General features: G+C 68.6%; 7 protein-coding genes. 3 read left to right on the forward strand and 4 right to left on the reverse strand.

The window, feature by feature from the left end; all coding sequences use genetic code 11:
- Positions 1–45 precede the first annotated feature (45 nt).
- Entirely contained in the window at positions 46–2,772 is a 2,727-nt protein-coding gene (gene acnA / locus KV205_RS32575; RefSeq protein ID WP_308404123.1) for an aconitate hydratase AcnA, read from the reverse strand.
- A 293-nt stretch (positions 2,773–3,065) separates the two neighbouring features.
- Here acnA and KV205_RS32580 point away from each other — a divergent pair, with 293 nt between their 5' ends.
- Positions 3,066–3,422: a VOC family protein gene (locus KV205_RS32580; RefSeq protein ID WP_265868452.1), complete on the forward strand. Its 357-nt coding sequence runs from the start codon at positions 3,066–3,068 to the stop codon at positions 3,420–3,422.
- A gap of 96 nt (positions 3,423–3,518) precedes the next feature.
- Entirely contained in the window at positions 3,519–5,048 is a 1,530-nt protein-coding gene (locus KV205_RS32585) for a UDP-N-acetylglucosamine 1-carboxyvinyltransferase (protein ID WP_265868453.1), read from the forward strand.
- 105 nt (positions 5,049–5,153) lie between these two features.
- On the opposite strand, the gene KV205_RS36365 is transcribed toward KV205_RS32585, so the two are convergent.
- Both KV205_RS36365 and KV205_RS32595 read right to left on the reverse strand, forming a co-directional pair.
- Positions 5,154–7,721 carry a tetratricopeptide repeat protein gene (locus tag KV205_RS36365; protein ID WP_265868454.1) on the reverse strand — a complete coding sequence of 856 codons (2,568 nt, stop codon included), beginning with the start codon at positions 7,719–7,721 and terminating at the stop codon, positions 5,154–5,156.
- Positions 7,722–7,762: 41 nt separating this feature from the next.
- The gene (locus KV205_RS32595) at positions 7,763–8,146 is read right to left on the reverse strand and encodes a hypothetical protein (RefSeq protein WP_265868455.1); all 384 of its coding nucleotides are present in this window, start codon (positions 8,144–8,146) and stop codon (positions 7,763–7,765) included.
- A 209-nt stretch (positions 8,147–8,355) separates the two neighbouring features.
- Here KV205_RS32595 and KV205_RS32600 point away from each other — a divergent pair, with 209 nt between their 5' ends.
- A complete protein-coding gene (locus tag KV205_RS32600; RefSeq protein ID WP_265868456.1) occupies positions 8,356–13,350 on the forward strand; it encodes a DUF3320 domain-containing protein in 4,995 nt (1,664 codons plus the stop codon).
- Between the two features lie 3 nt (positions 13,351–13,353).
- Here KV205_RS32600 and KV205_RS32605 read toward each other — a convergent pair whose 3' ends face one another.
- Positions 13,354–14,412: a beta family protein gene (locus KV205_RS32605; protein WP_308404124.1), complete on the reverse strand. Its 1,059-nt coding sequence runs from the start codon at positions 14,410–14,412 to the stop codon at positions 13,354–13,356.
- Positions 14,413–14,446 lie beyond the last annotated feature (34 nt).

The raw sequence follows: 14,446 nt of genomic DNA on the forward strand, positions 1-14,446 counted from the left end.
TCTCCCCGAGCGGGGAGAGGGCCCTTGCCGTCCTGACCCTGATCCTTAGCCGCGGATCAGGTTGCGCAGCACGTACTGCATGATGCCGCCGTTGCGGTAGTAGTCCGCCTCACCGGGGGTGTCGATGCGGACGACCGCGTCGAACTCGACACCGGTGTCGGTGGTGACCTTCACCGTGCTGGGGGTGGTGCCCTCGTTCAGCTCGGTGATGCCGGTGATGGAGAAGGTCTCCTCGCCGGTCAGGCCGAGCGAGTCGGCCGACTGGCCGGCCGGGAACTGGAGCGGAAGGACGCCCATGCCGATGAGGTTCGAGCGGTGGATGCGCTCGTACGACTCGGTGATGACGGCCTTGACGCCGAGGAGCGCGGTGCCCTTGGCGGCCCAGTCGCGGGACGAGCCGGAGCCGTACTCCTTGCCACCGAGGATGACCAGCGGGGTGCCGGCGGCCTGGTAGTTCTGCGAGGCGTCGTAGATGAACGACACCGGGGCACCTTCTGCGGACCGGGTGAAGTCGCGGGTGAAGCCGCCCTCGGTGCCCGGCGCGATCTGGTTGCGCAGGCGGATGTTGGCGAAGGTGCCGCGGATCATGACCTCGTGGTTGCCTCGGCGCGAGCCGTAGGAGTTGAAGTCACGACGCTCCACACCGTGCTCGGTGAGGTACTTGCCGGCCGGGGTGTCGGCCTTGATGGCACCGGCCGGGGAGATGTGGTCGGTGGTGACCGAGTCGCCGAGCTTCGCGAGCACGCGGGCGCCCGTGATGTCGGTGACCGGGGTGGTCTCCATCGTCATGCCCTCGAAGTACGGGGGCTTGCGGACGTAGGTCGACTCGGCGTCCCACTCGAAGGTGTTGCCGGTCGGGATCGACAGCGCCTGCCACTGGGCGTCGCCGGCGAAGACGTCCTGGTAGGACTTGGAGAACATGTCCTCGCCGATGGCGTTGGCGACGACGTCGTTCACCTCGGCCTCGGACGGCCAGATGTCCTTGAGGTAGACCGCGTTGCCCTCGGTGTCGACACCGAGCGCGTCCTTGGTGATGTCCACCTTCATGGAGCCCGCGATGGCGTACGCGACGACCAGCGGCGGGGAGGCCAGGTAGTTCATCTTGACGTCGGGGTTGATGCGACCCTCGAAGTTGCGGTTGCCCGAGAGCACCGAGGTCACGGCGAGGTCGTGGTCGTTGACGGCCTTGGAGACCTCCTCCGGCAGCGGGCCGGAGTTGCCGATGCAGGTGGTGCAGCCGTAGCCGACGAGGTTGAAGCCGACCTTGTCGAGGTACGGGGTGAGGCCCGCCTTGTCGAAGTAGTCGGTGACGACCTTCGAGCCCGGGGCGAGGGTGGTCTTGACCCACGGCTTGCGGGTCAGGCCCTTCTCCACGGCCTTCTTCGCGACGAGCGCGGCGGCGACCATGACGTACGGGTTCGAGGTGTTGGTGCAGGAGGTGATGGCCGCGACCGTCACCGCGCCGTGGTCGAGGGTGTAGGTCGTGCCGTCGGGGGCGGTGACCTGGACCGGGTTCGACGGGGCGCCACCGTTCGGGTGGTTGGCCGGGGCGTCGGAGGCCGGGAAGGACTCCAGCTCGGCCTCGTCGGCGGTGGAGACGTAGTTGAGGACGTCCGTCTTGAACTGCTCGGCGGCGTTCGCGAGGATGATGCGGTCCTGCGGGCGCTTCGGGCCGGCGATCGACGGGACGACCGTGGAGAGGTCGAGCTCCAGCTTCTCGGAGAAGTCCGGCTCGGCCTTCGGGTCCAGCCAGAGGCCCTGCTCCTTGGCGTACGCCTCGACGAGCGCGACCTGCTGCTCGGAGCGGCCGGTGAGCTTGAGGTAGTTCAGGGTCTCGTCGTCGATCGGGAAGACCGCGGCGGTGGAGCCGAACTCCGGCGACATGTTGCCGATGGTGGCGCGGTTCGCGAGGGAGGTGGCGGCGACGCCCTCACCGTAGAACTCGACGAACTTGCCGACGACACCGTGCTTGCGCAGCATCTCGGTGATGGTCAGCACCAGGTCGGTGGCGGTGGTGCCGGTGGGCAGCTCGCCGGTCAGCTTGAAGCCGACGACGCGCGGGATGAGCATGGAGACCGGCTGGCCGAGCATCGCGGCCTCGGCCTCGATGCCGCCGACGCCCCAGCCGAGCACACCGAGGCCGTTGACCATGGTGGTGTGGGAGTCGGTGCCGACCAGGGTGTCGGGGTAGGCCTGGCCGTTGCGGACCATGACGGTGCGGGCCAGGTGCTCGATGTTCACCTGGTGGACGATGCCGGTGCCCGGCGGGACGACCTTGAAGTCGTCGAACGCGGTCTGGCCCCAGCGCAGGAACTGGTAGCGCTCCTTGTTGCGGCCGTACTCCAGCTCGACGTTCTCCGCGAAGGCGGAGTTCGTGCCGAACTTGTCGGCGATGACGGAGTGGTCGATGACCATCTCGGCCGGGGACAGCGGGTTGATCTTCGCCGGGTCGCCGCCGAGCGCCGCGACGGCCTCACGCATGGTGGCCAGGTCGACGACACAGGGGACACCGGTGAAGTCCTGCATGATCACGCGGGCCGGCGTGAACTGGATCTCCTGGCTGGGCTGGGCCTGGGAGTCCCAGTTGCCCAGGGCCCGGATGTGGTCGGCGGTGATGTTCGCGCCGTCCTCGGTGCGGAGCAGGTTCTCCAGGAGGACCTTCAGGCTGTAAGGGAGGCGCGCGGAGCCCTCGACCTTGTCCAGCTTGAAGATCTCGTACGACTCGTCGCCCACGCGCAGCGTGCTGCGGGCGTCGAAGCTGTTCGCCGACACGACAGTCTCCTTCATATATGTGCGCGTTCCACCACATCCTGCCGCCACGTACTCGTCGTCGATCCGCTAAGGTAAGGCTAAGTTAGGTAACCCTTACCAGGGTGGCGGCAGCGGTGCGCCTCGGCAGATATCTCGATGTCGAGATAACTCTAGTACATCACCGGCGGTCGGTCATGCCCGGACCGCCTCGGATCGCGCGCGTCTCCCGCGCATCCCCCACACGCACGGGACACAGGGGTCCATTCGGACGCGTGCGCGTTGCCGGGGGCGCGGGACGGGTCGAGGATCGGAGCATGTTCAGCGGCGCGCACGTCATCCTCTACACCCGCGACGCGGAGGCCGACCGCGCCTTCCTCAAGGACGTCCTCGGCTTCCCGCACGTGGACGCCGGCCGGGGCTGGCTCGTGTTCAAGCTGCCACCCGCCGAGATCGCGGTGCACCCGACAGAGGACGAGCCGAAGCACGAGGTCTATCTGATGTGCGAGGACCTCACCCGCACCCTGGCCGACCTGGAGGACCGGGGCGCCGAGATCTCACGGCCCATCACCGAGCAGTCCTGGGGCCTGCTCGCGGCGGTACGGCTGCCGAGCGGGACCGAGCTGCCGCTCTACGAGCCGCGACACCCCACAGCGCTCGACCTCCCCACGTAGGCCGAATCGGTCATATAGCCTCATAAGTAACGACACGTCACCCGATTGCCGCACCCCGGTGATCGTCACATCTCATATCTGAGATAACGTGACGCCATGGCAGACGACTACCTCGTACGCATCGGCAAGCTCATCCGTGACGCACGGCAGCACCGCGGCTGGACCCAGACGCAGCTCGCCGAGGCCCTGGCCACCAGCCAGAGCGCCGTCAACCGGATCGAACGCGGCAACCAGAACATCAGCCTTGAGATGATCGCCCGCATCGGCGAGGCCCTCGACAGCGAGATCGTCTCCCTCGGCTACGCCGGCCCGATGCATCTGCGCGTCGTCGGCCGCCGCCGGCTCTCCGGCGCCATCGACGTCAAGACCAGCAAGAACGCCTGTGTCGCGCTGCTCTGCGCCTCGCTGCTCAACAAGGGCCGCACGGTGCTGCGCCGGGTGGCGCGGATCGAGGAGGTCTTCCGGCTCCTCGAAGTCCTCAACTCCATCGGCGTCCGCACCCGCTGGATCAACGAGGGCGTCGACCTGGAGATCGTGCCGCCGGCCGAGCTGGACATGGAGTCCATCGACGCCGAGGCCGCCATCCGCACCCGCTCCATCATCATGTTCCTCGGCCCGCTGCTGCACCGCCTCGACCGCTTCAAGCTGCCGTACGCGGGCGGCTGCGACCTCGGTACGCGCACGATCGAGCCGCACATGATCGCGCTGCGCCGCTTCGGCCTCGACATCACCGCCACCGAGGGCCTCTACCACGCCCAGGTCGAGCGCGCCGTCGCCCCGGACCGCCCGATCGTGCTGACCGAGCGCGGCGACACGGTGACCGAGAACGCCCTCCTCGCCGCCGCCCGCCACGACGGCGTCACCGTCATCCGCAACGCCTCCTCCAACTACATGGTCCAGGACCTGTGCTTCTTCCTGGAGGCCCTGGGCGTACGGGTCGACGGCATCGGCACCACCACGCTGACCGTCCACGGCGTCCCGCAGATCGACGTCGACGTCGACTACTCCCCCTCCGAGGACCCGGTCGAGGCGATGAGCCTGCTCGCCGCCGCCGTCGTCACGGAGTCGGAGCTCACGATCCGCCGGGTCCCGATCGAGTTCATGGAGATCGAGCTCGCGGTCCTGGAGGAGATGGGCCTCGATCACGACCGCTCGGCCGAGTACCCCGCCGACAACGGCCGCACCCGCCTGGTCGACCTGACGGTCCGCCCCTCCAAGCTGGAGGCGCCGATCGACAAGATCCACCCGATGCCCTTCCCGGGCCTCAACATCGACAACGTCCCCTTCTTCGCGGCCATCGCGGCCACGGCCCAGGGCAAGACCCTGATCCACGACTGGGTCTACGACAACCGCGCCATCTACCTCACCGACCTCAACCGCCTCGGCGGCCGCCTCCAGCTCCTCGACCCCCACCGCGTCCTGGTCGAGGGCCCCACCCGCTGGCGCGCCGCCGAGATGATGTGCCCCCCGGCCCTCCGCCCTGCGGTGGTCGTCCTCCTCGCGATGATGGCGGCGGAGGGCACCTCGGTGCTGCGCAACGTCTACGTCATCAACCGCGGCTACGAGGACCTGGCGGAGCGGCTGAACTCGGTGGGGGCGCAGATCGAGATCTTCCGGGACATCTAGGACGTCCGGCTGGTGGCCGACCTTCGTGCCGAGCGCCCCATCCCCTGCAGCGCAGCGGGTAATGGGGTGCTCGGTCTCTTCGTGGTCGGCGGAAGCGCTCTGTGATTACTCGCCGGAGGCGGCCATTGCGCCCGTGGCGCTGCGGGCGCGCTCAACCCAGTGATCCGGCACGGAGATATCCGGATTCTCCACCTGGATGCCCCCGAGAAGCCGCTCGTACTGCCGAACAGCATCCCATCGGTGCAGCTGTGCCGCGGCTTCGAGAGCCAGTACGCACGTCGCGATCCGTGTGACCGGAGGCAGCACCTTGCCGTCGTCGCTGAGCGCGAGCACGGCGTGTGTGAAGGTCTCTTCCCACAGCGACTTCTCTCGGTATTCCCTTGCGAGGGCGAAGTGAGCCAAAGCTATCGTCTTCGCTTCGTCGAACTCAGCCAGGATTTGGAGGGCCTGGTTGACCACCGCAATGCTTTCGGCGTGAGGACCCCCATGAAAGAGGACAGAGATCTGGGAAACCACAGTCTGAGCGAAGCGTTGTCGGTCACCGAGTTCCACGAACCGATCCCGTGCGAGGGCCGCACGCTCCACAGCCTCGTCGATCCGCCCCAGACGGTAGAGGATCTCGGCAGCGTTCCCATGTGCCACACCTTCACCCGAGGTATTGCCTGAGGAACGGCACAGCTCAATATCCTCCGCGTGGAGCGACAGGGCTTCCTCGAACCGTCCTTGGCGACGGAAGGTGAGGGCAAGGTCGTTGAGAACCATGCTGATCTTGTGGGGGTTCCTGAGCCGAGAGAAGATGCTCAGGGCGTCGCGTTGCAACTTCTCAGCCGTTTGAGGCTCACCCAGTTCAGCGTAGGTGATGCCCATGGTGTTCATCGTCTCTGCCGCGCCTGCTTCATCCGACGTCTCGCGGCACACGGCAAGGTCTCGCTCGAAATACGGGAGAGCAGTGCGTAGTTCGCCGGAGTCACGATGGATCGTGCCCAAGTTGTAGAGAGCCTTGCCGACTTCGTGTTTCATGTTGAAGCGCTCGGCCAGCTCAAGACTCTCGTGCAGCAGCGGAAGCGCCTCATTCCGGCGCCCGAGGTCCATCAGCAGACACCCCATCAGGCTCGCTGTACCAGTGATGAGTGCCACCGCCTTCGTTGCACGCGATTCGTCGTGCGCTTGGCTGGCATGAGTGAGCGCGGTGGCGAAGTCCCTCCGGTAGCGTGCCAGGTTGGCGGTTTCTGTGAGAAACGTGACCCGTAGCTCGGGCTCTTCGGCAGCTGTTGAGGCTCTCAGCCCTGTCGCGCACACGGTGGCCCACTCGTCCCATCGTCCGACGGTCTGGCAGACGAGATTGAGGGACAGTGCGAAGGTAGCCGTGTCCTTCGGCCGACCAAGCGCTTCGGACATCACTAGGGCGCCAACTGCGTTGGCGATCTCTTGTTCCACCCAGGTAACGGCTTCTTCGAAGGAACCCACGGCTGCGCCGGTGCTGGTGGGAACCTCCACCTCGAGGACGCCCACGATGTGGTTCTGCGCACGAAGGGCGGAGTTCTGCAGCCACAGAATCATGCGTCGTACGTCCGCGGCGGACTCAGTAGGTGATCCCTTCAGCGCTTTCTCTCTGACGAACTCCTTCAGCAGGTCGTGAATCCGGTACCGGCCGGCCACCGCGGACGGTTCGACCAGGTTCGCCTCGGCAAGTTTCCGCAAGGCCTTCCGTGCCTGAGCTTCCCCGCTGCCCGTCAGCGCACCGCAGATACCAGGTCCGAACTCCGAGGTGGGGACATGGGCCACCTTCTTGAAGGTGTTCCTGCTCGCCTTCCCCAGCTTTCGGTAGGAAAGGTTGAACGCCTTGCGCACTGCGAGATCACCCACGGAGAGAGCGTCCAGCCGCTCGTGCTCGTCGTGCAGTTCGACGGCAAGGTCGGCCATCCTGATGCGCGGACTGGACTGCACGCGGTATGCGGCGATGCGAAGTGCGAGGGGGAGGTGGTCACAGTGCTCGGCCACCTCGATCGCTGCCTGGGCCTCCGCGCCTGCGAGTGTCCGGCCCGTGACGCGTTCCAGGAAGTCAAACGACGTACGAGTCGAGAAGACTGCGAGATCGAATCGATGCGTCGACTCCAGTCCGGCCAGCCTGTTCCGGCTGGTGACGAGGACGGCGGTTCCCGGCCCGGAGGGCAGCAAGGGCCGGACCTGTCGTTCGTCGGCGGCGTTGTCCAGGACGACCAGGAGGCCCCGGCCGGCGGTCCTGTGCCGGTACAGGTCCAGCCTGAGGTAGGGATCGGCCGGAATCTCACCGTCAGGGACGCCGAGAACGTGCAGAAAGCGCCGGGCGATCTCGTCCGGCGGAGCTGGAACCGGATCAACACCCCGAAGGTCGGCGTAGAGGACGCCGCCGGTGAACTCCTGCTCGATCATATGGGCGATGCGCAGCGCGAAGCTTGTCTTGCCGATGCCAGGCTGCCCGGAGATGACCGCCACCATCGTCCCGGGCGACGAGAAGTTCGCGCGCACTGCCTCCACCGCACGGTCGACATCGTCCTCACGTCCGGTGAAGTCCTGCACGTCGGGTGGTAGCAGCTTCGGTCGGGAGGAGGATTCCGGAGTGCTGCCGGGGACGACGATGAACTGGGGCGAGTTCACCAGGATCGGGCCGTGCGCGTCGCCGCCGATCGCCACGGACGCATCGCCCTCAGCCCGTACGTCCACAGGCCGGCGCCTCATCGGGCTTCACCGGAGTCGGTGCGTACGGAAGCGAGTGCATCGCCTCCGACGGCCACCGAGCCGACGCCGGAGGCCGTGATCCCGTGGCCGGGGACGATTTGGGCGCCGCTTCCGGTCCCGCGGGCGGACACGGGGCCACGGGCAGAACCACCAATGGCGATCGCCCCCGGCGCAGCCGCCGTGACGGTGGGCGCCTGTGAGGACGCACCATTGGCGTTCAGACAGATCTGGGCACCCGTTCCGGCCGTCACCAACAGGGTCAGTGCGATCCCCAGGGTCAATGACGGGCTGTCCGTGACCAGATGGGTGGTCACGCCGCCCACCGCGGCAAGGAGGCCTGCCGCCCCCGCCGCCAACACCCGCTTGACACGCATGGTCATGGCATCCCCCGCTCCCAAAGGCAGTCGCATCAGGCTCGCACATGCCACTGACAGCCGGAGGCTCGCGCGAGAAGGCCGCCCCCTGAGACAAAAGCGAACCTGACGGTGTGTTGCAGTAGGCACCCACATCGGGTGATGAGATGATATTCAGTTACCTCCGGGGTGTCGCACCGACGCTCTGCGCGCCCGGTTCAGGAGGTATTCACCGCATGCCCGCCCCGTTCCACCCGTCCTCCGTCTCCGGCGACGGCCCCGGCCTCGGCCGTCTGAAGGTCGTCCTCGAAGAGTGGCGCAAGTCCCTGCTGGACATGGGCGGGCGCAACCGACTGCTGAACTTCAGGCACACCAGGACCGCGACCCTGGAAGTGGTGTCCCCGGGCATCGACCCGCTGTTGGCCGATCTCCGGCAGGGGTGGTCCTTTGCTCCGATCGCGGAGGATGACGGGGACCTCACGGATGCAGGCGGCTCCATCACCCTCCGCAAGGCCACTGACGTCGTCCCCTCTCGCCAGGGCGCCGGCCTGGTCACCCAGAAGACCAATCAAGCCGGCCTCAACAGCGCCCTGTACCAGCTGCGCAGCAAGTCCGGCCAGATGTTCAACGACTACGGCCTGTGGGTCCTTTGGCTCGGCATCGGCATGGTCAATTGGTGCGAGGAGGGTGCGCACGAGAGCAGCGCCGCGCCTCTGGTCCTGGTTCCGGTCGAGATCCGGCGCGAGGAGGGCAGCAAGCGGTACAGGCTGCAGCTCGCCGACAACCAGGAGCGGATGCACAACCCGGCCCTCGCGGTGAAGATGGAGCACCTCGGCGTCGACTGGAGGCCGGTCGGCGACATCGACGTCACGGATGCGCCCGCTGTCCTCTCGGCGGCCCGGAAGGTCACGGCGGGCCTGGACGGCTGGTCGGTCGACGAACGCGTGGTGCTGGGGCTCTTCGCCTCCCACCGGGAGTCCATGTATCAGGACCTCCTGCAGAACGAGGCGCGCATCCTCGCCCATCCGCTGGTACGGGCCGTCGCGCTCGGCCCGGATGCGGGCCTGCCCGACGACGTCATCGGCTTCGAGCCTCCGGAACTGGACCGTATCGACGAGATCCAGCTGCCCGAGACGAGCCCGATGGTGCTGGATGCAGACGCCTCCCAGCGCCAGTGCATCGCGGCCGTCCTCGACCAGCGCTCCTTCGTCATGAGCGGGCCGCCGGGCACGGGCAAGAGCCAGACGATCACCAATATGATCGCCGCCCTGATGCACGCCGGCCGCAGCGTGCTCTTCGTCAGTGAGAAGGCCGCGGCGCTGGATGTCGTACGCAACCGTCTGCGGAGCGTCGGACTGGGCGACTTCGTCCTGGCCCTGCACAGCGGCGACACGAGCAAGAAGGCCGTGGCCACCGAGCTCGCCAGGGTCTTGACGACCGAGGCACGGGTCACCGGAGCCGCGCAGCACGAGCTCGACCAGGCCCGGCAGTTGCGTACGGATCTGTCTGCGCATGCCGCGGCGATGAACGGGCACCGAGAGCCTCTGCAGCGCACCCTTCATCAGGTCCTGGGGCGCCTGATCCAGCTGGAGCGGGCCGGCGTCCCGCAGTTGCCGACGTCCGCGCAGAACGACGCGACCGTCCGGACCCTGAGTGCCGGCTCCCTCAGGGAAGCAGTCGATGCCGCACAGGCCATCAGCCGGGCCTGGCGGCCCGCGGCGCAAGGCTCGGCGTTCGTGTGGCGCGGCCTCGTGGGAGGCTCTGCGCACACAGTGGTCTCCGAAGCATCCGGAGCACTGACCGCGCTGGGCGCGGCCATCGACCGACGGCCCTTCGCCACCTCCCAGGACGAGCCCAGGTCGGTGCGAGAGCTGCGGCATCTCGTACGGACTCTGAGTGCGCAACTCCCCGACGCTCCGCAGGTCCCGGCCGACGGGCAGCTGCCCGAGGACACCGGCGTCGAGCTGCGTCAGCTTGCCGATCTCTTCGGAATGCCGCATGTCGCCGCCCCGGAGGCAGCCTTCGCCCTGTGTGAGCTGGCCGACCTGACCTCGACCGAGTTCCGGCCACCTCGTGGGTGGTTCGATCCGGCCTCTCTCGCGCAGGCTCACGCCGCCGCAACAGAGCTGCGCGAGGCGATCGCCGCCGAGTCCGCTGCGCGGGCCGCAGCCGAGGATCTCTTCGGCGACCAGGTGCTGCGTGCGGCGGAGCTCCACGACCTGGCGGACCGCTTCTCCGCCCAACACCGAGGTCTGTTGTCCCGGTTCTCGGCACAGTTCAAGTCCGACCGGGCGGCGGCGACGGCGCTCACGCTCGAAGGGACCTGGGACAAGTCGGTCGGTGCCCGGCTCGTCCATGCCGTTGCCTGGCGGGATGCGCACACCGAGGTGGCCCGCCTGGCCGATCGGCACTCCACGCTCCTGGGCCCGTACGCGCCCCGTACGGAGGAGGCGATCGGCGCACTGGACGCGGCGCTGGCCAACGCCGACCGCATCGCCGTGCTGACGCGTGATGTCGATCGGGCCGATCTGGCCACGCTGCAACTGGCCCATGGGGCGGATCAGGACCGGCTCGCCGCGCTGCTCGCCGGGAGCATCCGGCGTGCGCTGGGCAACTGGTGTGCTGTTGCGGCGCAGCGCGCCGACCGTTGGGAGGCGGCAGCGGAGGCCTTGCTCGCCCTCTTCGAACCGGCCCGCTCCGCCCAGCTCTCGCCGTCGCTGCTCGGTTCTCTCGACCAGGTCCAGGCGACGGTCGACGCTCTGGACGGCGACCCGCGCGGGCCCGAGGAGTGGCGGACCTACCGCGACGGGCTCGCGGTCCTCGCCCGGCACGGCGCGGACGACCTCGTCACGGCGGCAGCCGAGCAGGGCCTCGACCCGCAGCAACTGCCCGAGGTCGTCGAGCAGGCGCTGCTACGGGCCTGGGCGGACGGTGTTCTGGCGTCCGACGCACGGCTGCGGACCACACGCGGCGAGGATCTCGACGCCCGGGTCGCCGACTTCCACGAGGCCGACCGGCGGCTGATCGCCGCCGCAGGCAGGGCTGTCATCGAGGCCTGCAACACGCGTCGGCCCCGTCGTTTCGGCAGCGGCGGTGGCGCCGTGATCACGCGTGAAGCGGAGAAGAAGACCCGGCACCTGCCGGTGCGCGAACTGCTCGGCAGGACCCGTGAGGTCGTCCAGGCGATCAAGCCGTGCTTCATGATGAGCCCGCTCACGGTCAGCCAGATGCTTCCTGCCGACTTCGAGTTCGACGTCGTCATCTTCGACGAGGCTTCGCAGGTCCGGCCCGGGGATGCGATCAACTCCATCTACCGCGGCCGGACGCTCGTCGTGGCGGGAGACGAGAAGCAGCTGCCGCCGACCTCGTTCTTCGACGCCACGGTCGAGGACGACTCGGACGAGTACGCCGAGGACGTGCCCGACTCCTTCGAGTCGCTGTTGCACGCCTGCAAGGCCGGGGCCATGCAGGAGCTGCCACTGCGTTGGCACTACCGCAGCCGCCACGAGAACCTGATCACCTTCAGCAACCGCGAGTTCTACCAGAACTCGATGATCACCTTCCCCGGCGCACAGGAGGAGGGCAACGACGTCGGCGTCGCCTTCTTCCAGGCCGACGGCGTCTACGACCGTGGCGGCCGCCGTGACAACCAGGCCGAGGCCGCGTTCGTCGCGCAGCGGGTCCTCCACCATTTCGACAGCCGCCCAGGCCTCACCCTCGGCGTCGTGGCCCTCTCGCAGGCCCAGGCCTCGGCCATCGACCTCGCCGTGCAGCAGGCCCGGCTGAGCAGGCCCGACCTGGAGCACTGCTTCACCGAGGACCGTCTCGACGGCTTCTTCGTCAAGAACCTCGAGTCGGTCCAGGGCGACGAGCGTGACGTGATGATCATGTCGGTCGGTTACGGGCCCGACGAACACGGCAAGCTGGGGCTGAACTTCGGGCCGATCAACAAGAGCGGCGGGTGGCGGCGCCTGAACGTCGCCGTCACCCGGGCCCGGTATCGCATGGAAGTCGTCGCTTCCTTCCGCGGCGGCAGTCTGGCCGACAGCGCCAACGAGAGCGTCCGTCACCTGAAGCGATACCTGGAGTACGCGGAGGCCGGGCCGTCCGTCCTTGCCCAGGAACTGCTTCCTTCGGACGCCGAGGCCGACAGCCCCTTCGAGGAGTCGGTGCTCGACGTGCTGCGCGGCTGGGGCCACAAGGTCCAGTCCCAGGTCGGCGTCGCCGGCTACCGCATCGACATCGGGCTGCGTCACCCCACCCTGCCCGGCGCCTACGCCCTCGGAATCGAGTGCGACGGCGCGATGTACCACTCGTCCAAGACCGCCAGGGACCGGGACCGGCTGCGCGAGCAGGTCCTGACCGGACTGGGCTGGCGGCTGTACCGGATCTGGGGCACCGACTGGTACCGGGGCCGGGCGGCGGCCGAGCTGCGCCTGCGCGAGGCGGTCGAGCATGCCATCGCCCAGGGGTCGCTGCTCGGTGGAGCGTCCGTGCCGCTGCCCGCGCAGCGGGGGCCCGTGGACGACGCGCCGCCCGTCGGCCGCCCGGAGCAGGAACGGATGGCTCCGGTGACGGCCGGCGGTGTGTCGCCGGCTCCGACACCTGTGAGGCCGCCCGCCCCGCCCGCCCAGCTCGACGTCGAGTACGAGCGCGTGCCCGTGGACACGCAGGCCGAGCGGGCGTGGAGCGCCCCGTACGAGACCCGATGGATCAGCGCCGGCTCGTCCTACGAGCTGCACACCCCGGAGGCCAAGCCCGCGCTGCGCAAGGTGCTGGCCGCCGTCATCGAGGTCGAGGGGCCGGTCCACGAGGATCTCCTCGTGCAGCGTGCGCGCGAGGCCTGGGGCCTCGCCAGGGCCGGCGGCCGGGCCCGGACCGCCGTCGTACAGGTGGCACAGGCCCTCGTACGGTCGGGGACCGTCACGTCGGAGGGCTCCTTCTTCGACGTGACGCACCGCACCACGCTCCAGGCCCGCACCCCGGGCGCGGGCGAGGCCGCGCGAAAGGTGCTGCACGTCGCGCCTGCCGAGCGCCGGCTGGCGCTGTGGGAGCTGGCGGCCGAGTGTCCCGGCATGTCGGCCGAGGAGCTGATGAAGCAGGCCTGTGACTTCTTCGGCTGGCGTCGGCTGGGTCCCGACATCCGGACCACCTTGAGCGCGGACATCAAGGCACTGCACCGCAGTGACCGGATGACCGGTGGCCCGGACCGCATCACGGTGGTGCGCTGACCCTCACTGCGGACGGAGCGTGTGGGCGACGTAGGCCATGTGCTGTGCGTTGCCCACCGCCAGCCAGTCCCCGAAGGCCCCGGTGCTGTCGCCTCCTCCGGCCAGGTCGCGAAGCCAGGTCTCGGCGGCTCCGGCGCTGAGGCCGCGGAAGGAGGGCAGTTCGACGATGCGGCGGGCCGCCAATCGGTTGTACGCGAGCTTGTCGCTCGTCCGCCTGCCGGTGTGCAGGACCTTCGAGATGACGAACTCCCGCTCGGTCGTGTAGCGCAGGAAGCCCCAGTCGGGCCCTCCCTTCCGGTTGGGGTCGCTCGGCGGCTGAGCGATGGCGTCGACGGACTGGGTCCCGTAGTCGCCGTACCTCACCACGGGCAGGTACGGCCTCCGGCTCTGTGCGATCTCGTGCCACATCGCCCAGTCCCACCGCGGTTCCTCCCGCAGGCCCTGTTCCAGCATGTCCGCGGTGACGTGCGGGAAGCCGGCGCTCAGCACGCAGACCTCACGCCAGGGAGCCAGAGGGAACAGGGCGTCGAGCGCCCGCAAGGCCTCCTTGCCCGCGTCGGGCCGGGAGGCGAGCACGGCCCCCATGTCCAGGAGCAGGTCCACCCGGACGCTCGGGTCGGCGCGGGCAAGGAGGGAGCGGACGGCTTCCGCCGTTCCCTCGTCCCACTCTCCCGCGACGGAGACACGTATGCCGAGGCCTCGGTGGCTGCGCGTTGCCGTTTCGAGTGAGGCCCCCTGCTGGAAGGCGGATCGGTCCGGTCCGGTCACCGGCCGGAGCCGGGCGTACATGCAGCGTTCGTCCACGAGGTCCGCAAGCACGGTCATCTGTGTCTCGTCCGCGAAGGGTGCGTCTATCCACCCGTCGCTGTGGCTGTGGACCGCCCCGACCGAGCCCAGGTCCTTACGGAACCCGGCGGTAAGGGCCGGGGCGTCGATTTCCGGTCTCGGTGGCAGGTTCCACAGAGGCGCGATGCGCCGCCGGTCGATCGGCGACTGCCACGCGTAGGCCCTCGCCGCATGCGGTCGAGCTCGGAGCACGGGCACGTACAACAGCTCAGACACGGCGGATTCCCCCTCGGCTCTGCCGACTCCGGTG

This window comes from Streptomyces sp. SKN60 (assembly GCF_026236535.1).
Taxonomy (GTDB): domain Bacteria; phylum Actinomycetota; class Actinomycetes; order Streptomycetales; family Streptomycetaceae; genus Streptomyces.